General features: G+C 62.9%; 2 protein-coding genes. Both read left to right on the forward strand.

Annotation, left to right across the window (positions count from 1 at the left end):
• Nucleotides 1-10 precede the first annotated feature (10 nt).
• The gene (locus E3W21_RS30395) at nucleotides 11-10,999 is read left to right on the forward strand and encodes a non-ribosomal peptide synthetase (RefSeq protein WP_134423407.1); all 10,989 of its coding nucleotides are present in this window, start codon (nucleotides 11-13) and stop codon (nucleotides 10,997-10,999) included.
• Nucleotides 10,999-22,761: a non-ribosomal peptide synthase/polyketide synthase gene (locus E3W21_RS30400; protein ID WP_134423409.1), complete on the forward strand. Its 11,763-nt coding sequence runs from the start codon at nucleotides 10,999-11,001 to the stop codon at nucleotides 22,759-22,761. The genes E3W21_RS30395 and E3W21_RS30400 overlap by 1 nt, the downstream gene beginning before the upstream one ends.
• The last annotated feature ends 135 nt before the right edge of the window (nucleotides 22,762-22,896 follow it).

Here is a 22,896-nt window from a genome sequence, read left to right on the forward strand (position 1 = left end):
ATGCTAAGAAATGAATGCTGAAGACTCCTTGAAACTTGCTCGCCGGTTTATCGGGTTGCCCCTGGAAAAGCGCCAGATGTTCCTTGCGGCCTTGCAAAAGGAAGGCGTTGATTTCGCCCGGTTCCCCATTCCTGCCGGCGTCGAAGCCGACGATCGCCAGGCGCTGTCGTACGCCCAGCAGCGCATGTGGTTTCTCTGGCAGCTGGACCCGCAAAGCGGCGCCTACAACCTGCCGGGCGCGGTGCGTCTGACCGGACGTTTGAACCTGTCAGCGCTGGAGCAAGCGTTCGCCAGCCTCGTTGAACGTCACGAAACCCTGCGCACCGTGTTCCAGCGCCAGGCCGACGACACGTTGCTGCAAGTACCGGCCAGCGCGCCGCTGGTCATCGATCAGGTGGATTTCAGCGCGTTGCCGGTCATTGAACGCGAGCAAGCAGTCGCCCAAGCGGCCGAGCAGCAATCGGTGCTGCCGTTTGATCTGGCAACCGGCCCATTGCTGCGCGTCACCTTGCTCAAACTCGCCGAGCAGGAACACGTCCTCTTGCTGACCTTGCACCACATCGTTTCCGATGGCTGGTCGATGAACGTGCTGATCGACGAGTTCATCCGCTGCTACGACGCCTTTGAAGCGGGCGCACAACCGCAACTCGCGCCATTGCCGATCCAGTACAGCGACTACGCGTTGTGGCAACGCCGATGGCTGGAGGCCGGCGAGCAGGCGCGTCAACTCGACTACTGGCAGACGCAACTGGGCGACGAGCACCCGGTGCTGGAACTGCCCACCGATCATCCGCGCCCGGCGATGCCGAGCTATCGCGGCACCCGTTACGAGTTCGCCGTCGACGGTCAGTTGGCCGAACAACTGCGGGCCACGGCGCAGAAACACAACATCACCCTGTTCATGCTGTTGCTCGGCGCCTTCAACGCGCTGCTGCACCGTTACACCGGGCAGACCGACATTCGCGTCGGCGTGCCGATCGCCAACCGTAACCGCGCCGAAATCGAAGGCCTGATCGGCTTCTTCGTCAACACCCAGGTGCTGCGCACCCAGCTCGACGGCCAGACCCGCGTCGACGATTTGCTGCGCGCCATCAAGGAAACCGCCCTCGGTGCCCAGGCCCATCAGGATTTGCCGTTCGAGCGCCTGGTCGAGGCGCTGAAACTGGAGCGCAGCCTCAGCCACACGCCGCTGTTCCAGGTGATGTACAACCACCAGCCGCAGGTCGCGGACATTTCCTCGGTCAGCACCGCATCCGGTCTGGCGCTGGGGGTGATCGAGTGGGAAGGGCGCACCACCCAGTTTGATCTGACCCTCGATACTTATGACCTCAACACCAATGAAAAGCGCGGCAAGCTGCACGCCGCGCTGACTTACGCCAATGACCTGTTCGACGCCGCGACCATCGCGCGCATGGCGCAGCACTGGACGCATTTGCTGCGCGGGATGGTCAGTGATTCGCAGCAACGCATCAGTGATTTGCCGCTGCTTGAGCGCGCGGAATACAAGCGCATCGTGCATGACTGGAACCGTGCTGACGAAAGCTTCCCGCAAGACCTGTGCATTCATGAGCTGATCAGCCAGCAAGTCGCCGCGAACCCGACGGCATTGGCGGTGACCTTTGCCACGAAGCAGCTGACTTACGCCGAGCTCGACAATCAGGCCAATCGCCTGGCCCACAGGCTGATCGAATTGGGTGTCGGCCCGGAAGTCCGGGTCGGCGTGGCGATGCAGCGTTCCGACAGCTTGTTGGTCGCGTTGCTCGCGGTACTCAAGGCCGGTGGTGCTTATGTGCCGCTGGACCCGGACTACCCGGCCGAACGTGTTGCCTACATGCTCGAAGACAGCCGCGCCCTGGTGCTGCTGACCGAGCAAGCTGTCGCCGCAACATTGACCGACACCGCCGACACCCAAGTGTTGCTGATGGACGATAGGGCGTGGGCCGCTTACCCAGGCAGCGCGCCGGTGACCCGCGTCACGCCGGATAACCTCGCCTACGTGATCTACACCTCCGGCTCGACCGGCAAACCCAAAGGCGTGGCCATTGCCCATCGCAACGTGCTGGCGCTGATCGACTGGTCGAAATCGGTCTACAGCCGCGAAGACATTCAAGGCGTATTGGCCTCGACGTCGGTGTGCTTCGACCTGTCGGTGTGGGAACTGTTTGTCACCCTGGCCAGTGGCGGCTCGGTGATCATCGCCCGCAATGCCCTGGAATTACCGCAGCTGCCGGCCCGGGATCAGGTGCGTCTGATCAACACCGTGCCGTCGGCGATCAATGCCTTGCAGCGCGACAGGCAGATCCCGCCGAGCGTGCGCATCATCAACCTCGCCGGCGAGCCGCTGAAGCAGAGCCTGGTGGACGCGTTGTATCAGCAGTCGACGGTCGAGCATGTCTACGATTTGTACGGTCCGTCGGAAGACACCACCTATTCGACCTGGACCCGCCGCGAGGCCGCTGGCCGTGCAAACATCGGCCGGCCACTCAAGCACACCGCCAGCTATTTGCTCGATGCTGACCTGCAACCGGTGCCGCAAGGCGTGTCCGCCGAGCTGTTCCTGTCAGGCGCCGGCATCACCCGCGGTTACCTGGCGCGTCCGGGCATGACCGCCGAAAAGTATGTGCCAAACCTGTTTTCCAGCAATGGCGAGCGCCTGTACCGCACCGGCGACCTGACCCGTTATCAGGCCGACGGTACGTTGCAATACGTCGGGCGCATCGACCATCAGGCCAAGGTCCGTGGCTTCCGTATCGAACTCGGTGAAATCGAAGCGCGGTTGTTGCAGCAGGACACTGTGCGCGAACTGGCGGTGCTGGCGCAGGACGGTGTCAACGGTCAGCAACTGGTCGCGTACATCGTGCCGGCCGATCCGGCATTGCTGGAAGATGTCGATGCTCAAACGACTCTGCGTGACACCCTGAAAGCTGCACTGCGTCAGCATCTGCCGGACTACATGGTCCCGGCGTTTTTGCTGTTCCTCGAGCTCCTGCCGCTGACCCCCAACGGCAAACTCGACCGCAAGGCCTTGCCGGCGATTGACGGCTCGCAGCAACAACGCGAACACGTCGCGCCGCGCACTGAGATGGAAAAATCCCTCGCGGCGATTTGGCAGGACGTGTTGGCGATCGACAACGTCGGTCTTGAAGACAACTTCTTCGAGCTGGGCGGTGACTCCATCGTTTCCATGCAAGTGGTAAGCCGTGCGCGTCAGGCCGGGATCGTGTTGAGCCCCAAAGACCTGTTTCAGCACCAGACCATTCGCAGCCTGGCCCAGGCCGCCCGCAGCGGCGAGCAGCCACTGATCGATCAAGGCCCGGCGGTTGGCGCGGTGGCGTTGGCGCCGGTACAGCAGTGGTTCTTCGAGCAAGTGATTCCTGAGCGTCAGCACTGGAACCAGTCGCTGCTGCTGGTGCCGCGTGAAGCGTTGAACGTAGAGATGCTGGATCGCGCGGTTGAGCAACTGCTGACCCATCACGACAGCTTGCGTCTGCGATACGAACAGACCGCTGAAGGTTGGCAGCAAGCCTACGCAGCGCCGACCACGGAGTCGGTGTTGTGGCAGCGTCAGGCACAATCGGTCGAAGAACTCAACGCCCTGTGCGACGAAGCCCAGCGCAGTCTCGATTTGCAAAATGGCCCGCTGATGCGCGCGCTGCTGGTCTCGATGGCCGACGATACCCAGCGTTTGCTGCTGGTTATTCATCACCTGGCGGTGGACGGTGTTTCCTGGCGCGTGCTGCTGGAAGATCTTCAGCAGTTCTATAGCGGCAGCCATGCTTCGGTGGCGAAAACCAGCACCTATCAACGCTGGGTCGCCCGTCTGCAAGCTCACCTTCCAGCCTTTGAAAACAGCCTCGGTCACTGGCAAACCCAACTGCGCGACGCACTGAGTGATCTGCCGTGCGACCGCCCAACCGGCGCGCTGGAAAACCGCTTCGAACACAAACTCGAACTCAAACTCGACGCCGAGCAAACCCGCAAACTACTGCAACAGGCCCCGGCGGCCTATCGCACCCAGGTCAACGACCTGCTGCTGACCGCCCTGGCGCGGGCGGTTTGCCGCTGGAGCGGGCAGGGCAGCACGCTGATTCAGCTTGAAGGCCATGGTCGCGAAGACCTGTTCGACGGCATCGACCTGACCCGTACCGTCGGTTGGTTTACCAGCCTGTTCCCGGTCAATCTGATGCCGTGCGCCGATCTATCGGCGTCGATCAAAACCATCAAGGAACAACTGCGCGCAGTGCCGGACAAAGGCCTCGGCTATGGCGCGCTGCGCTACCTCGGCACACCGGAGATTCGCGCCGAACTGGCGGCGTTGCCGCAACCGCGCATCACCTTCAACTATCTGGGCCAGTTCGACCGCCAGTTCGACGATGCCGCGATGTTTGTGCCGTCCACCGAAGGCAACGGCGTGGCGCAGGATCCATCGGCCCCGCTGGGCAACTGGCTGACGGTCGAAGGCCAGGTCTATGGCGGCGAGTTGTCGCTGAGCTGGGGCTTCAGCCGTGAGATGTTCGACACCGCGACGATTCAGCGTCTGGCGGACGATTACGCGCTGGAACTCAACGCGCTGATCGATCACTGCTGTGCCGTTGAAGTGCCGCAAGCCACACCGTCGGACTTCCCGTTGGCGCGCATCAGTCAGGCGCAACTCGATGCACTGCCGGTTGCTGTTTCGACCCTCGAAGACCTTTATCCACTGTCGCCGATGCAGCAGGGCATGCTGTTCCACACCCTCTACGAACCCGAAGTCGGCGCCTACATCAGCCAGCTGCGCCTCGACATTCAGGGCCTCGATCCGCAGCGATTCGCTCAGGCTTGGCAAACCGCGCTGGAACGTCACGACATCCTGCGCAGCAGCTTCCACTGGCAAGGCCTCGACACCGCGCACCAGGCTATTGTCCGCCACGTCGCGTTGCCGCTTGAAGTGCTTGACGCGACCGACACCGATGCGCTGGCCGACGCTGAACGTGCCCTGGGTTTCGAACTGGGCACCGCGCCGCTGTTCCGCTTGAACCTCGTCCGCACGGGCGCCAATGACTGGCACCTGATCTACACCAGCCACCACATTTTGATGGACGGCTGGAGCAACGCGCAGTTGCTGGCCGAAGTGATCCAGCACTACGCCGCCGGGCAATCGCTGCCGGCACCGACCGGGCAATACCGCGATTATCTGGGCTGGTTGCAGCAGCAATCGGCTGCCGCGGGCGAGCAGTTCTGGAAAGCGTCATTGGCGCCGCTGGAAGCGCCGACGTTGCTGGCCGAAGCCTTGCGGCCACCGGTGGGCGCCGAGGGCAGTGAGGAATATCGCGTAGCACTCGACAGCCGCGCGACCCAGTGTCTGGCCGAGTTCGCCCGTCAGCAGAAAGTCACCCTCAACACCCTGCTGCAAGCGGCCTGGAGCCTGTTGCTGCAACGCTACACCGGCCAGGACTGCGTGGTGTTCGGTGCCACGGTCGCCGGTCGATCCGCGCCGCTGCCGGGGATCGAAGAGCAGCTCGGCTTGTTCATCAACACACTGCCGCTGGTGTGCGCGATGAAGCCGGATCAAACCGTCAGTCAATGGCTGGGCGAGTTGCAAGGGCTGAACCTGGCCATGCGCGAGTTCGAGCACGTGCCGCTTTACGACATTCAGGGCTGGGCGGGGCAGCAGGGTTCGGCGCTGTTCGACAGCCTGCTGGTGTTCGAAAACTTCCCGGTGGCCGAGGCGCTGAAACAGGGCGCGCCGGCCGGGTTGTCGTTCGGCAACCTGCACAACCACGAGCGCACGCACTATCCGCTGACCTTGGGCATCGAACTGGGCGAAGGCCTTAGCCTGGACTTCAGCTATGACGCGGCGCGGTTCAGTGCGGCGCAGGTCGCTGAGTTGTCGGCCAGTTTGCAGCACCTGCTGGTGCAATTGGTGGCGCTGCCGGACGCGGCATTGGGCACGCTGGAGTTACTCGATGAGGCCGGAAAAAATACGGTGCTCTCTGTCAGCCAACCGGCGGCAGTTGAGTTATCCACAGCACTTTTGGCGCACGAACAAATCGCGGCTCAGGCCGCCGCTACCCCAGACGCGATGGCGTTGCAGGTCGACGGTCAATCCCTGAGCTACGGTCAACTGAACGCGCAGGCCAACCGTCTGGCCCATCGTCTGATTGAAAACGGCGCCGGTCCCGGCAAGCGCGTCGGTCTGGCGCTGAAGCGTGGTCCGCAACTGATCATCAGCCTGCTGGCGGTGCTCAAAACCGGCGCGGCTTATGTGCCTTTGGACCCGAAATACCCGGCTGAACGCCTGGCCTACATGATCGACGACAGCCGCCTCGACGTGCTGCTGTGCGAGTCCGGTCTGCTGGAAGACGTGCCAGGCGTGCTACGTCTCAGCCTCGAAGACAACGTCGGCTACTCCGACAGCGATCCCCAAAACCACGCGCTCGCCGACGACCTGGCCTACATCATCTACACCTCCGGTTCCACCGGCCAACCCAAAGGCGTGGCCATCGCCCATGCCGCGCTGCGCGAGTTCTGCCGGACCGCCGCCGACTATTCGCGGCTGTCGGCGTCGGACCGCGTGTTGCAGTTCGCGACCTTCAGTTTCGATGGCTTCGTCGAGCAGTGCTTCCCGGCGCTGTGTGTCGGCGCGGCGTTGATCATGCGTGGCGATGATGTGTGGGATGCCGGCCGCCTCGCCGCCGAAATCGTCCAGCAAGGCGTGACCGTGGCGGATTTGCCGGCGGCTTACTGGTACTTGCTGGCCCGGGAATGTGCGAGCGGTGTGGTACGCAACCTGGGTGATTTGCGCCAGGTTCACGTCGGCGGCGAAGCGATGTCGGTCGAAGGTCTGCGTTTGTGGCATCAGGCGGGTTTGAGCCATGTGCGACTGCTCAACACCTACGGCCCGACCGAGGCGACTGTGGTGTCCAGCATTCATGAATGCCATCTCGAAGATGCCAGCGACGCGTTTGGCATCCCGATCGGTCGAGCCATCGCTGGTCGCGCGCTGTATGTGCTGGACGCGGCCGGTCAGTTGTTGCCCAACGGTGGCGTCGGTGAACTGTGCATCGGCGCGCCGGCCAGCCTCGCTCAGAGCTACTTCGACCGCCCGGCGCTGACCGCTGAACGCTTCCTGCCGGACCCGTTCGCCCGTGAACCGGGCGTGCGGCTGTACCGCAGCGGCGATCTGGCGCGCTACAACGCTGAAGGGAATCTGGAATACGTCGGCCGCATCGACCATCAAGTGAAGATTCGCGGTTTCCGCATTGAAATGGGCGAGATCGAAGCCTGCCTGCAAGCCCGGGAGGACGTGCGCGAAGCGGCGGTCATCGCTCAGGACGGCACGCAACTGGTGGCGTATGTCGTGGCCAGCGGCGCGATGGTTTCTCAGGCCGAATATCTGGAAGGACTCAAAGCCGTTCTGCGTCAGTCGTTGCCGGAATACATGGTGCCGAATCACCTGATCCTGCTAGCCAAACTGCCGCTCAACAACAATGGCAAACTCGACCGCAAAGCCCTGCCGCGTGCTGAAGCGGGCGATGCGAAACGCGAATTCGTGACCCCCGCCGAAGGGCTGGAAACGCAACTCGCACTGATCTGGCAGGACGTGTTGCAGGTCGAACGCGTGGGACGTGACGACAACTTCTTCGAACTGGGCGGGCACTCGTTGCTGGTGCTTCAGGTGATCTCTCGGGTGCGTCAGCAATTGCAGCTAGAACTGTCGGTGAGCAGCCTGTTCTGCGCCGCGAATCTGGCGGAATTTGCCGAGCGTGCAGCACTGGCGAACGTCAGCGACCAACCGGTGCTGCAACGTGCAACGGTCGGTCAGCCGCAGATCCTGTCTTACGCCCAACAGCGCCAATGGATTCTCTGGCAGCTGGACCCACAAAGCTCGGCCTACAACATTCCCGCCGCGCTACGCCTCAAGGGCTCGCTGAACCGCGAAGCCCTGCGCGAAGCCTTTGCGCAATTGCAGGCCCGTCACCAAACCCTGCTCACAACCTTCGAACAGGACGGCCAGCAGGCGCGTCCGGTGCTGCACGACAATCTGGCGCTGCAACTGGATGAACGCACACTCGATCAGTCATCGATCGACAATGCCGTAGCCGAAGAAATCGCCCGGCCGTTCGACCTGCGCAACGGCCCGCTGTGGCGCGTGTTGCTGCTGCAAGTGAACACCGACGAACACGTGCTGGTGCTCACCGTGCACCACATCGCTGCCGATGGCTGGTCGATGCAGGTCATGGTCGATGAATTCAGCGCGCTGTATCAGGCTGCCGTCGAAGGCAAGGCTGCGAACCTGTCGAGTCTGCCGGTGAACTACAGCGACTACGCCCGTTGGCAGCGCGACTGGCTGGAAGCAGGCGAGGGCGCACGCCAACTGACGTGGTGGAGCGAGCAATTGGCTGGTAGCCAGACACCGCTGGAATTGCCGAGTGAACTGACCCGTTCGGCCCGTCGCACCGAGCGCGGCGCCAGCCTGGTGCTGAACGTTGATCGCGAGTTGTTGGTCGGTTTGCGTGAACGTGCCCAGGAGCAACAAGTGACGTTGTTCATGCTGTTGCTGGCGAGTTTCCAGGCCTTGCTGCATCGCCAGAGCGGGCAGCCCCGCATCAGCGTCGGCGTGCCGAGCGCCGGGCGTTCGCGTCTGGAAACCGAAGGCCTGATTGGCTTCTTCATCAACACTCAAGTGCTGCGTGCCGAGATCGATGGTCAGCAGTCCTTCAGCACCTTGCTGCAACAGGTCAAGCGCGTGGCATTGGGCGCGCAAGCCAATCAGGACTTGCCGTTCGAGCAGTTGGTCGACGTCTTGCAGCCCGACCGCAGCCTCAATCACAGCCCATTGTTCCAGGTGCTCTACAACCACCAGCAACAACTGGGCGCGAGCGTCGAGCGCACTGTCGCCGACTTGCAGGTCGAGCGTCTGCACTGGCAGCAACACACCACGCAATTCGATCTGGTGCTGGATACTCAGGAGCAGGGCGAAACGCTGGACGCCAGCCTGACCTACGCCACTGATTTGTACGACGAAGCGTCGATGAACCGCCTGGCCGAGCAGTGGCTGAACCTGCTGCGAGCGGTGGTCGAAGATCCGCAGCAGCGCGTCGCCGAACTGCCATTGCTCAAAGCAACACAACGCGATGCGCTGATCCAGCACTGGAACCCGACGTTCCAGGCGCAACCGCCGTCGCCAACCTTGCACTACTTGTTCGAAGTTCAAGCCGCACAACGGCCGAACGCAATCGCACTGGTCTACGAAGGCGAGCAACTGACCTACGCCGCGCTCAACGCTCAGGCCAACCGACTGGCGCGCAAACTGCGTGAACAGGGCGTCGGCCCCGAAGTCCGGGTTGGCATCGCCACCGAACGGGCGATGCCGCTGGTGGTCGGGTTGCTGGCGATTCTCAAGGCCGGTGGCGCCTATGTACCGCTCGACCCGCAATACCCGGCCGAGCGCCTGAGTTACATGATCGAAGACAGCGGCATCACGTTGCTGCTGACCCAACAACACTTGATCGATGGCTTACCGGCCCACCACGGCGTGCAAGTGCTGAGCCTGGAGTCGTTGCAACTGGAGGCCTTCAGCGACGACAACTTGCCAGCGCTAGCCTCCGCGGAAAACCTCGCCTACGTGATCTACACCTCCGGTTCCACCGGTCGGCCGAAGGGCGCATTGCTCAGCCATGGCAACGTCGGGCGTCTGCTCATGGCCACCGCTGCCGAGTTCAACTTCGGCCCGGACGATGTCTGGACGCTGTTCCACTCCTACGCGTTCGATTTCTCGGTGTGGGAGCTGTTCGGTTCGCTGTGCACCGGCGGGCGTCTGGTGATCGTGCCGTATTACATCAGCCGCGAGCCGCAAGAGTTCCATCGCTTGCTCTGTGATGAAGGCGTGACGGTGTTGAACCAGACCCCGACTGCGTTCCGCCAGTTGTTGCCGATTGCCTGCGCCAGCCCACGAAACATTGCCCTGCGTCAGGTGATTTTCGGCGGCGAAGCGTTGGAAGTCGCGAGCCTGCGTCCATGGTTCGAACGCTTCGGCGACCAGCAGCCAACCCTGGTCAACATGTACGGCATCACCGAAACCACGGTGCACGTGACCTACCGCGCCATCCGCCTGGCCGACCTCGACGGCAAGGCCCAAAGCCCGATTGGCCTGCCGATCCGCGACCTGCGCTGGTATTTGCTCGACAGCCAGTTGCAACCGGTGCCGGTGGGCGTGGAGGGCGAGTTGTACATCGCCGGCGCTGGTTTGGCCCGTGGTTATCACGGGCGTTTCGGCCTGACTGCCGAGCGTTTCGTACCGAGTCCGTTCGACGCATCACAGCGTCTCTATCGCAGTGGCGACCTGGCGCGTCAGCGTGCCGACGGCAGCATCGATTACCTCGGGCGGATTGACCAGCAAGTGAAGATCCGTGGCTTCCGCATCGAACTGGGTGAAATCGAAGCCGCGCTGCTGGCGCAACCGGGCGTGCGCCAAGCCGTGTTGAGCGTGCATACCGGCGATGGCGGTCCGCAACTGTGCGCCTACGTGGTCGCCGAGCAAACCCCGCATGATCCAATCGCCTGGCGCGACAACTTGCGCGCCGCGCTCAAGGTGGATCTGCCGGACTACATGGTGCCGAGCCACTGGCTGCTGCTGGATGCCTTGCCGTTGACCGGCAACGGCAAGCTCGACCGCAAGGCCTTGCCGGTGCCTGACGCGCAGGAATGGCAGCGCCCGTTCGAAGCCCCCGAAGGCGACCTCGAACGGCAACTGGCAGATATCTGGGCCAGCGTGCTGGGCGTGGCGCAGATCGGCCGACGCGACAACTTCTTTGAATTGGGCGGGCACTCGCTGCTCGCCGCCCAGGCCAGTGCCCGCGTGGAACTGGAACTGGGCATCGAGCTGCCGCTGCGCGCGCTGTTCGAATCCACCGACCTTCAGGCTTATGCCGCCATGGCCGGGCAACACGCACCGGCTGACAACGATGCACGTCTTGATGCGCTTGAGTCGCTTCTCGACGAGATGGAGATCAATTAATGGAACACACCACTGCCCAGCGTATCGCCACCCGCTTCGCCGGCCTGCCTGCCGACAAGCGCCGCGAGTTTCTGCAACGCATGCAAGAGCAGGGCGTGAGTTTTGGCCAACTACCGATTCCGCCCGCTGCTGAGCCGCAAGCGACGTTCGAACTGTCGTATGCGCAGCAGCGCCAATGGTTCCTCTGGCAGCTTGATCCGCAAAGCTCGGCGTACAACATTCCGGCCGCCTTGCGTTTGCATGGCCCGCTGAATGGAGCGGCGTTGCAGCAGAGCTTCGACGTGCTGCTGGAGCGTCATCAGAGCCTGCGCAGCCGTTTCGTCGAGGATGATGGTCAAGTGGTGCAGACACTGGCGGGGTTCACTTCGCTGCCGATCGAACAGATCGACCTGCGCGATGAACCTCAGGAACTACGACTCGATGTGGCCATGAAAGCGGTCGAGCAGGACATCGCCCGGCCGTTCGATCTGCAGCACGGTCCGCTGTTGCGGGTCAGCCTGTTGCAGCTCGACATCGAAGACCATGTGCTGTTGCTGACCTTGCACCACATCGTCACTGACGGCTGGTCGATGGGCGTATTGGTGGAGGAGTTTTCCCGGCTCTACGCCGCGCATTGCCAAGGGCAAAACGTTGCGCTGGAAGCGTTGCCGATCCAGTATTCCGACTACGCCCAGTGGCAACGCCGCTGGATGGAAGCGGGGGAGCTGGAGCGTCAACTCAACTGGTGGCGTGAAACACTGGGCAGCGAACAACCGCTGCTGGAATTGCCGACAGACCGTCCGCGTCCGGCGCAACCGAGTCAGCGCGGTGCGCGTCTGGATTTCGCCCTCGATGCGACCTTGGCCGGCGGTCTGATGAGCCTGGCCAAACAGCGCGGCGTCACGCCGTTCATGCTGTTGCTGGCGAGCTTCCAGGCCTTGCTCTATCGCTACAGCGGCCAGTCCGACCTGCGGGTCGGCGTGCCGATTGCCAACCGTAATCGTGCGGAAACCCGTGGCCTGATCGGTTTCTTCGTCAACACCCAGGTGATGCGTGCTGAACTGGACGGACGTCTGCCATTCAGCCAATTGCTCGACCAGACCCGCGCTGCTTCGCTGGATGCCCAGGATTATCAGGACTTACCGTTCGAGCGTCTGGTGCAGGCGCTGCAAAGTGAGCGCAGCCTCAGCCACAGCCCATTGTTCCAGGTGATGTTCAACCACCAGCAAGCCAAACCGGCGGCGGTCAGCGGTTTGCTCGCCGGTCTGCGCGTCGAAGCGCTGAACGCCACGGCGCACACCACGCAATTCGACCTGCAACTGGACACTCAGGAAGAGGGCGACAAGCTGTTCGCCAGCCTGACGTACGCCACCGATTTGTTCGATGCCGAGCGCATCGAGCATTTAGCGCGTCATTGGCGGAATTTGTTGGCCGGTGTGCTGGCGAACCCGAAGTGCCCGCTTGCCGAGTTGCCATTGCTGGAGGCCGACGAGCGTCTGCGCATCCTCGACGACCTCAACGACACAGCTCAAACCTATCCGGGCGAAGTCTGCGTGCAGCGGCATTTTGAAGCGCGCGCGATTGAAAACGGTGAGGCGACAGCGCTGGTGTTCCAGGGCCACAGCCTGAGTTACGCCGAGCTGAATTTGCGCGCCAACCGCTTGGCCCATCACTTGCGCGCCCAGGGCGTTGGCCCGGAAGTGCTGGTGGGGATTGCCTGCGACCGCTCGTTTGAAATGGTCGTCGGCCTGCTGGCGATTCTCAAGGCCGGTGGCGCCTATGTGCCGCTGGACCCGGAATACCCGATTGATCGCCTGAGCTACATGATCGACGACAGCGGCATTTCGTTGTTGCTGACTCAGGAACATCTGCTGGCGCAACTGCCGACCCCGGACAACGTGCGCACCTTGTGCCTGCACGCCGACGCCGATTGGCTGAGCGACTTGCCAAGTTCCGATCTGCCCAACCTTGCTGTCGCAGAAAACCTCGCCTATGTGATTTACACCTCCGGTTCCACCGGCAAACCCAAGGGCGCGGGCAACCGCCATGTGGCGCTGCATAACCGTCTGGAGTGGATGCAGGAAGCCTACAACCTGCTGCCGACTGACCGCGTGCTGCAAAAAACGCCGTTCAGTTTCGACGTGTCGGTGTGGGAGTTTTTCTGGCCGCTGATGAAGGGCGCAACGCTGGTCATCGCCGCCCCCGGCGAGCACCGCGATCCGCAACGCCTTGCTGCGTTGATCGTCGAACAGGCGATCACCACGCTGCACTTCGTGCCGTCGATGCTCTCCGCATTCATCGGTGCCGACGAGGCGCTGGCCTGCACGTCTTTGCAACGGATCATCTGCAGCGGTGAAGCGCTGCCGATGGAACTGCAACGCCAGACCTTGCGCAGCCTGCCGCAAGCCAATCTCTACAACCTCTATGGCCCGACCGAAGCGGCCATCGACGTGACCCACTGGACCTGCGTGGAAGAGGGCCGCGACAGCGTGCCGATCGGCCGCCCGATCGCCAACCTGCGCACCTGCATCCTCGACAGCGAACTGCAACTGTTGCCGCTGGGCGCGGTGGGCGAGTTGTACTTGGGCGGTGTCGGTCTGGCTCGCGGTTATCACCGCCGTGGCGCGCTGACCGCCGAGCGTTTCGTGGTCGACCCGTTCGGCAGTGGCGAGCGCCTGTACCGCACCGGTGACCTGGCGCGTTATCGCGCTGATGGCGCCATCGACTACTGCGGGCGTATTGACCATCAAGTGAAGATTCGCGGTTTGCGCATCGAACTGGGGGAAATCGAAGCGCGCCTGCAAGAACATGCCGACGTGCAGGAAGCCGTGGTGCTGGCCCTCGATGGCCCGAGCGGTAAGCAATTGGTCGCGTACCTGGTGCCGCAAAATCGCGCACTGCTGGACGTCGATGCCGAGCAACAAGGTGTGTGGCGCGAAACCCTGAAAAGCCATTTGCTCGCCAGCCTGCCGGATTACATGGTGCCGGCGCAGACCGTGCTGATCGAGCAGATGCCGCTGAGCCCTAACGGCAAACTCGACCGCAAACGCCTGCCGGCGCCAACCGCGCAAGTCAGCCAACGCGCCTTCGAAGCGCCACGCAGCGAACACGAACAGGTGCTGGCGCAGATCTGGCAGGACGTGTTGGGCGTGGAGCAGGTCGGGCGTCAGGACAACTTCTTTGAGCTGGGCGGCGACTCGATCATTTCGATTCAAGTGGTCAGCCGTGCCCGTCGTGCCGGCCTGAGCCTGCAACCGCGCGACCTGTTCCAGCAGCAGACCTTGCAAGCGCTGGCTGCGGTAGTGAAAGAACAGGCGGCACCGTTGGCGCAACAAGGGCCGGTGGACGGTGTGCAAATACTCACTCCGATCCAGCGTTGGTTCTTCGACGAGCCGATTCCGCAGCGTGCGCACTGGAACCAGGCGGTGCTGCTGACTCCACGCGAAACCCTCGAATTGCCGCGCCTGCAAGCCGCGCTGCAACGTCTTCTCAAGCAACACGACGCGCTGCGTTTGCGCTTCAGTCAGGTCGACGGCCAATGGTCGGCGCGTTATGTCGGGGCCGACAGCTGCGATGTGATCGACATGCTCTGGACCGCCCGCGTGGCCAGCGACGCGTCGCTGAAATCGGTGTGCGATGAAGCGCAACGCAGCCTCAGTCTGCAAGACGGTCCGCTGCTGCGCGTGGCGTTGATCGCTCAGGCCGATGGCTCGCAGCGGTTGCTGTTGGTGATCCACCACTTGGCGGTGGACGGTGTGTCCTGGCGGGTGTTGCTGGAAGATTTGCAGGCCGCTTACCAAGGGCAAGACCTGCCGCCGAAGACCAGCGCCTTCCAGGCCTGGGCCGACAAGCTTGACGCCTATGCCCGTTCCGAAACCGCCGCTGGCGAACTGAACTGGTGGCAGGCGCAACTGAGCGTCGCCAATGATTCGCTGCCAGCCGCCAACGCTCAAGCCAGTCAGGCCGGGCATCTGCGCCAAGGTGTGAGCATCGGTCTTGACCGCGAGCAGACTCGCCAGTTGCTGCAACAGGCCCCGGCGATCTATCGCACGCAAGTCAACGACCTGCTGCTGACCGCACTGGCCCGTACCCTCAGCCGCTGGACCGGCCACGCATCGGCGCTGATTCAACTCGAAGGCCATGGCCGCGAAGAGCTGTTCGACGACATCGACCTGACCCGCACCGTCGGCTGGTTCTCCAGCCTGTTCCCGGTACGCCTGACGCCGACCGCCGACCTCTCGGGTTCGATCAAGGCGATCAAGCAGCAACTGCGCGAAATCCCCGGCAAAGGCATGGGCTACGGCCTGTTGCGCTACATGGGCGATGCCGCGACCCAAGCGACGCTGGCAGCGTTGCCGCAAGCACGCGTGACCTTCAACTACCTCGGCCAGTTCGACCAGAGCTTTGCCGACGACGCACTGTTCACCCCGGCTCGCGAATCCAGCGGTGCCGCGCAATCGGCGGACGCACCGTTGCCGAACTGGCTATCGGTGGACGGTCAGGTCTATGGCGGTGAACTGAAACTCGACTGGACCTTCAGCCGCGAATGCTTCGACCTGCGCGAGATCGAAGCGCTGGCGGCGGATTTCCGCGGTGAGTTGCTGGCGTTGATCGCCCATTGCCTGAGCGATGGCGCGGGCGGCGTGACCCCGGCGGACTTCCCGTTGGCGCGTCTGACTCAAGCGCAACTCGATGGTCTGTCAGTGCCTCCGGCGCAAATCGAGGACCTGTATCCGCTGTCGCCGATGCAGGCCGGTTTGCTGTTCCACAGCCTGTACGAGTCGGAGTCCGGCGCCTACGTGAACCAGCTCAGCGTCGAAGCCCGCGGCCTGGATGCCGATCGACTGGGTCGCGCCTGGCAAGCGGTGCTCGACACCCATCCGATCCTGCGCAGCAGCTTCCACTTCCCTGACGGTTTTGAAGCGCCGGTGCAATTGGTGCATCGTCACCTGCAATTGCCGCTGACTTGCCTCGACTGGCGCAGCCGCAGCGATCAGGCCGAAGCGTTGGTTCAACTGATCGACAGCGACCGCTTGCAGCTCGATTCGACTCGCGCGCCGTTGATGCGTTTGACCCTGGTACGACTCGACGATGAGCGTCAGCAACTGATCTACACCCACCATCACTTGTTGCTCGATGGCTGGAGTAATTCGCTGCTGTTGAGCGAAGTCCTGCAGCGTTATGCCGGGCAAGACGTGCAGGCACCGATCGGGCGTTTTGCCGATTACATTGGCTGGTTGCAGCGTCAGGATGCGCAAGCCGACGAGTTGTTCTGGCGCGAGCAATTGTCGACCCTCGACAACCCGACCCTGTTGGCGCAGAGCCTGGCCCACGGCGATAGTAAAAACCTGTCGACGGCAGAGTTCGCCGACCACCGCCAGACCTTCGATGTCGCCACCAGCAAACGCTTCAGCGAGTTTGCCCGTCAGCAAAAAGTGACGCTCAACACCTTGGTCCAAGGCGCCTGGGCGCTGCTGTTGCAACGCTACAGCGGCCAACGCAGCGTCGCGTTCGGCGCGACCGTTGCCGGGCGTCCGGTGGACTTGCCGGGTGCTGAAAGCCAACTCGGCCTGTTCATCAACACCTTGCCGGTGATCAGCTCGCCGGACGCGGTTGAAAGCGTCGGTCAATGGCTAACCCGTTTGCAGGCGCAGAATCTGGAACTGCGTGAGCATGAATTCACCGCATTGGGTGACATTCAGCGCTGGGCCGGACGTGCCGGCGAGCCGCTGTTCGACAGCCTGCTGGTGTTCGAAAACTTCCCGGTGGCTGAAGCCTTGCAGCAGGGTGCGCCGGCCGGTTTGAGCTTCTCGATTCCACAGAACCACGAACGCACCAACTTCCCGCTGACGCTGGCGGCCACTGCCGAAAGCCAGCTCAGCCTGAACTGGAGCTACCAGTGCGCCCACTTCAGCGGCGAGGCGATTGCCCGCATGAGCGAGCATCTGGCCGCGTTGCTGGCGGCGATGGTCGCCGCGCCCCAGGCTGCGTTGAGTGAACTGGACCTGCTGACCGCACCGGAACGTGCCCAACAGTTAGTGGAGTGGAACCCGGCATTCACCACGACGGAAAACCCGCTCTGCGTGCATCAGTTGATCGAGGCCCAGGCCGTTGTTCGACCGGACGCCACGGCGCTGATCTTCAACGATCTGGAATTGAGCTTCGACCAACTCAACCGTCGCGCCAACCAATTGGCCCATCGCTTGCGCGCACTGGGCATCGGCCCGGAAGTGCGGGTTGGCCTGGCGATGCAGCGTTCGCCGGAGATGATCATTGGTCTGCTGGCGATCCTCAAGGCGGGCGGCGCCTACGTGCCGCTGGACCCGACGTACCCGGCCGAACGCCTGCGCTATTTGATGGAAGACAGCGGCATTTCGCTGCTGATCAGTCAATCGTGGCTGCGGGAAAAACTGCCCTTGCCGGAAGGCCTGTCGGTGCTGGAAGTCGACCGTGAGCCGCTGGACTCGATGGCTGAAACCAACCCGGTCAACCTGACCTGCGGCGAAAACCTCGCGTACCTGATTTACACCTCGGGCTCCACCGGGCGGCCGAAAGGCGTCAGCGTGGCCCATGGTCCGCTGGCCATGCATTGCCTGTCGATCGGCGAGTTGTACGGCATGACCCCGGACGATCGCGAGCTGCAATTTGCTTCGATCAGCTTCGACGGCGCTCACGAGCGCTGGCTGACGCCGCTGGTGTTCGGTTCGGCAGTGATGCCGCGCGATGACGAGTTGTGGAGCGTGGAACGCACCTGCGCCGAGATTGAAAAGCACGGCATCACCATCGCCTGCTTCACCCCGACCTATCTGTCGCAGATCGCCGATTTCATGGGCGAAGCGGGGCGTGATCTGCCGATCCGTTCCTACACCCCGTGCGGTGAAGGCATGGCCAAACATGCGTTCGACGAGGTCCAGCAGGTGCTGCAACCCAAGCGCCTGATCAACGGCTATGGCCCGACCGAAACGGTGATCACGCCGCTGATCTGGCTGGCGTATCCGGATACCGAATTCGACTCGGCGTTCATGCCGATTGGCCGGCCGGTCGGCAACCGTAGCGCCTATATTCTGGACGGCGGCTTGCAGCCGTTGCCGGTTGGCGTGGCGGGTGAGTTGTACCTGGGCGGCGAGGGCGTCGCGCGGGGTTACCATCAACGTCCGGACCTGACCGCTGAACGCTTCGTGCCGGATCCATTTGTGCCGGGCGCACGTTTGTACCGCAGTGGCGACCTCGCGCGGTTCCGCGCCGACGGCGTTGTTGAATACCTCGGTCGTATCGATCAGCAAGTGAAGATTCGCGGGTTCCGTATTGAACTCGGCGAAATCGAAGCCTGCCTGCTGGAACACGAAGGCGTGCGTGAAGCGTTCGTGATCGATCGCGAAGGCCCGGTCAGTCGCCAGTTGGTTGGCTACGTGGTGCCCCGCGATCCGCTCGCCGATGAGCATGATTTGCGTGAAGCGCTGACGTTGCACCTGCGCAGCCGTCTGCCGGCGCACATGCTGCCGGCGCATTTGATGTGCCTGGCCGCGTTGCCGCTGACGCCGAACGGCAAGCTTGATCGCCAGGGCCTGCCAGCGCCTGAAGCCACTCGGCAGAACCACGATCAGGTGGCCGCTGCGTCGCCAGCCGAAGCGTTGCTGGTGGCGATCTGGCAAGAGCTGTTGGGGCTGGAGTCGGTGGGTGTTACCGAGAACTTCTTCGAGCTCGGCGGTGACTCGATCATCTCGCTGCAAGCGGTGAGTCGTGCCGGTCAGCGCGGGCTGGTGTTCAGTCCGAAGCAACTGTTCGAACAGCAAACCATTCGTGCACTCGCTACGGTGGCGACCAGCCGTGAAGCGGCGTTGGTTGAAGCGCCGAAAGTCCCTGCTTTTGCGCTGGTGCCGCACATCGACATCGCCGCCCGCAACGGTCTGCAAGACCTGTATCCGCTGTCGCCGATGCAGCAAGGCATGCTTTTCCATTGCCTCGATTCGCCGGAGCTGAACCCCTACGTCAACCAGTTGAGCGTGGCGGTCGACGGTTTGCAGGTGCCGCGTTTCCGCGCGGCGTGGCAAACGCTGGTCGAGCGTCATGAAGTGCTGCGCGCGGCGTTCCGTTGGCGCGATGGGTTGGCCGATCCGCTGCAAGCGGTGTTCGCTGACGTCGAGTTGCCGATCCAAGAACTCGACTGGCGCGAGCGTACCGATACTGAGCAGGCGCTGAGTGAACTGGCCGAAGCGGAACAAGCCAAAGGCTTCGACCTGAGCTGCCCGCCATTGATGCGTTTCATCCTGGTTCGCCTGGGTGATGACCGTTACCAGATGATCTGGATCTACCATCACCTGTTGCTGGACGGCTGGAGTGCCTCGCGCCTGTTGGGCGACATGTTGCGCCTGTACCACAACGACAGCCTGCCGGCCCTGACCGGTCGTTACGCCGACTACATCGCCTGGCTGCAACGTCAGGACGGTGCGCAGGCGCAAGGGTTCTGGCGCGAGCGCCTGGCGTTGCTCGAAGAACCGACCATTCTGGCCAAGGCTTCCGGTGCGACAGGCTCCGGTCACGGCGTGATGTACAGTAACCTCGACGCCGAGGCGACGCGCAAACTGCACAGCTTCGCCAAGCGTCAGCGCGTGACGTTGAACACGCTGGTGCAAGGCGCGTGGTTGTTGCTGTTGCAGCGCCACAGCGGCCAACGCAGCGTCGCGTTCGGCGCCACGGTGGCGGGGCGTCCGACCGGGTTGGCCGGCGCGCAGGACATGCTCGGCCTGTTCATCAACACCTTGCCGGTGATCCAGACCCTCGATCCGCAACAGCCGCTGGGTGAGTGGCTGCGTGACTTGCAGGATTACAACCTGATGGTCCGCGACTACGAACACACGCCGTTGTCGGACATCCAGCGCTGGGCCGGGCAGGGTGGTCAGGGCTTGTTCGATAGCATTATCGTGTTCGAAAACCATCCGGTGGACCGCGCCTTGAAAGGAGGTGAGGAAGGTGAGCTGCGCTTTGCCGAAGTCGGCAGCGGCGGGGTGACCAACTTCCCGATGGACTTGATGGTCAGCACCAACGAAGAAGGCCTGGAAGTTGAGTACCTGTTCCTGCGTGATCGCTTCAGTGACGTGGAAGTAGAGCGGATTCGTGCGCAGCTCGAAGGTTTGTTGCGTGCGTTACCGGAGGATGCCACGCGCCTGCTTGGCAACATTGGCTTGCCTGAGGCGCGTTTGAGTCTGCCGCAGGTGTCCGACGACAACGCCGATTTGCTGCACGCGTTCAATCAACACGTAAAAGCGCAGCCGCAGAAAATCGCCTTGATCTGTGAAGATCGGGAAGTCAGTTATGCGCAACTTGAGGCGCAGGCCCATGGGTTGGCGCAACAATTGATTGGTCGCGGCATCGGTCCGGAAAGTCTGGTGGCGGTGGCGTTGCCGCGTTCCGAGCGCACCATCGTTGCGTTCCTCGCGGTGCTCAAGGCGGGGGCGGCTTATCTGCCTTTGGACCTGGCGTACCCGGCCGAGCGACTGGCCTACATGCTCAGCGATTCGGCCGCCAGCCTGTTGCTTTGCAACAGTGATCTGGGCGAACGACTGACCCTGGCTAACAGCCCGCCACGTCTGTTGCTCGATCAGCTGGCCGTTGCTGGCAACACCGAATGCCCGGTTTCCAAACCGTTGCCGGGGCACCTGGCGTACCTGATTTACACCTCCGGTTCCACCGGCCAACCGAAGGGCGTGGCCGTGGCGCGTGGTCCGATTGCCCGGCATTGCCGCGGCATCGTCGAGCTCTACGAACTGGCGCCGCGCAGCCGCGAGCTGCACTTCATGTCGTTCGCTTTCGACGGCGCTCAGGAGCGTTGGCTGAGCGTGTTGTTGGCCGGCGGCAGTCTGGTAATCCGCGATGACAGTTTGTGGACGCCGGAACAAACCCTGGAAGTGTTGCATCGTCACGGCGTCACCGTGGCCTGCTTCCCGCCGGCGTACCTGCAACAGATGGCCGAGGTGGCTGAACGTTTGGGCAATCCACCGGCGGTCGAGGTGTATTGCTTTGGCGGTGATGCGGTGCCGGAGGCCAGTTTCGAGCAGGTCAAACGCGCCTTGCGTCCGCAGCGTCTGGTCAACGGTTACGGTCCGACCGAGACCGTGGTCACGCCTCTGTTGTGGCGTGCCGAGGTAAGCGAAACCTGCGACGCGGCGTATGCGCCGATTGGTCGTGGTGTGGCCGGGCGTGGCTTGTACGTGCTGGATGCCGACCTCAATCCGTTACCGGTCGGTGTCAGCGGCGAGTTGTACCTGGGCGGAGAATGCCTGGCGCGTGGTTATCACCAGCGTCCCGGCATGAGCGCCGAGCGTTTCATCCCTGACCCGTTCGAGGCCGGTGGCCGCATGTACCGCACCGGCGACCTGGTGCGCCAGCGCGAGTGCGGGTTGATCGACTACCTGGGGCGTCTCGACCAGCAAGTGAAGATCCGTGGTTTCCGCATCGAACTGGGCGAAATCGAAGCCCGCCTGCGCGACTGCGCCGGGGTGCAGGATGCCGCCGTGGTGGTGCACGACACGCCGACCGGCAAGCAATTGGTGGGTTATGTGGTGGCTGCCGGTGTTGTTGGGCTTGATCGCCGCTTGAAATCTGAGCTGCAAGCGCAACTGCCGGACTACATGGTGCCGGCGCGAATCCTGGTGCTGGAACGCTTCCCGCTGTCGGCCAACGGCAAGCTCGACCGTCGCGCACTGCCTACGCCTGAATGGGCGCTCGGCGGCTATCGTGCGCCGCGCAACGCACTGGAAACGGCGCTGACCGCGATCTGGCAAGAGGTGCTGGGCGTGCCGCAAGTGGGCATCGACGACAACTTCTTTGAACTGGGCGGCGACTCGTTGCAGGTGCTCAAAGTGATCTCGCGGGTGCGCAGCCAGCCGCAACTGGGCTTTGAATTGAAGCTGCGGGATCTGATGCAGAAGCCGTGCATCGCCGAACTCAGCGGCTATCAGGCGGCCGAGCCGGCGTCTGCGCCGGACCCGTTGCTGGCGCTGAATGCGCGGATCCCGAACGTGCCGGCGCTGTTCTGCCTGCACGCCGGTTTCGGCACGGTGTTCGACTACGAACCGCTGGCCCGTCGACTGGAAGGACGGCGCACGGTCTACGGCGTGCAATGCCGCATGCTGCTCGACCCGCACTGGCAGGACGAATCACTGCTGGCGATGGCGCAGGCCTATGCGCAACGGATTCGCAGTCAGCAGGCCAAGGGGCCGTATTACTTGCTGGGTTGGTCGTTGGGCGGGGCGTTGACGCAACTGGTTGCTCACGAACTGGAAACTCAGGGTGAGACGGTCGCGTTTGCCGGACTGGTCGACAGTTACGTGGCGGGCACCGCAGAGGCGGGGGACTGGCGCGAGGACCTGGGCGACTTCCTGAAATTTGTGCTCGGTCTGCCGGCCGATGAGGCTCAGGCGCTGATTGCGCTGAAAGCCGCTGACTTGAATGAGCGCGAAGGTTCCACGGCGGTGATCGAGGCGGCCATGCACGGTTCCAATGAGCAAGCGGCGTTGGGGGCTGGGGAACTCACGCAGATCTTCGCCACCGGCTCACGCCTCAAGCAACTGGCGCTGGCGCATCGGCAACTGCCGGCGATCCAGGTCACGGCGCATCGCTGGTGGGTGGCCGAGCGCGACGACGAACGTCGTGTGTTCGAGGCCCAGGTTGGCAGCCACGGCGTTGATCGCTTGTTGGCGGGTGGGCATTACGAGTTGCTGCGCGGTGATGAACTGCTCGATGAGCTTGAAGACCTGTTGGAACGCCGTTTGGCAATCGCATAAACGGGAGCACCACGGTCCCCTGTAGGAGCTGTCGAGTGAAACGAGGCTGCGATCTTTTGATCTTGTTTTTTAAGATCAAGATCAAAAGATCGCAGCCTCGTTTCACTCGACAGCTCCTACTCAAGCGTCGTTCGT

This window comes from Pseudomonas sp. F01002 (genome assembly GCF_004402115.1).
In the GTDB taxonomy this organism is placed as follows: domain Bacteria; phylum Pseudomonadota; class Gammaproteobacteria; order Pseudomonadales; family Pseudomonadaceae; genus Aquipseudomonas; species Aquipseudomonas frigoris.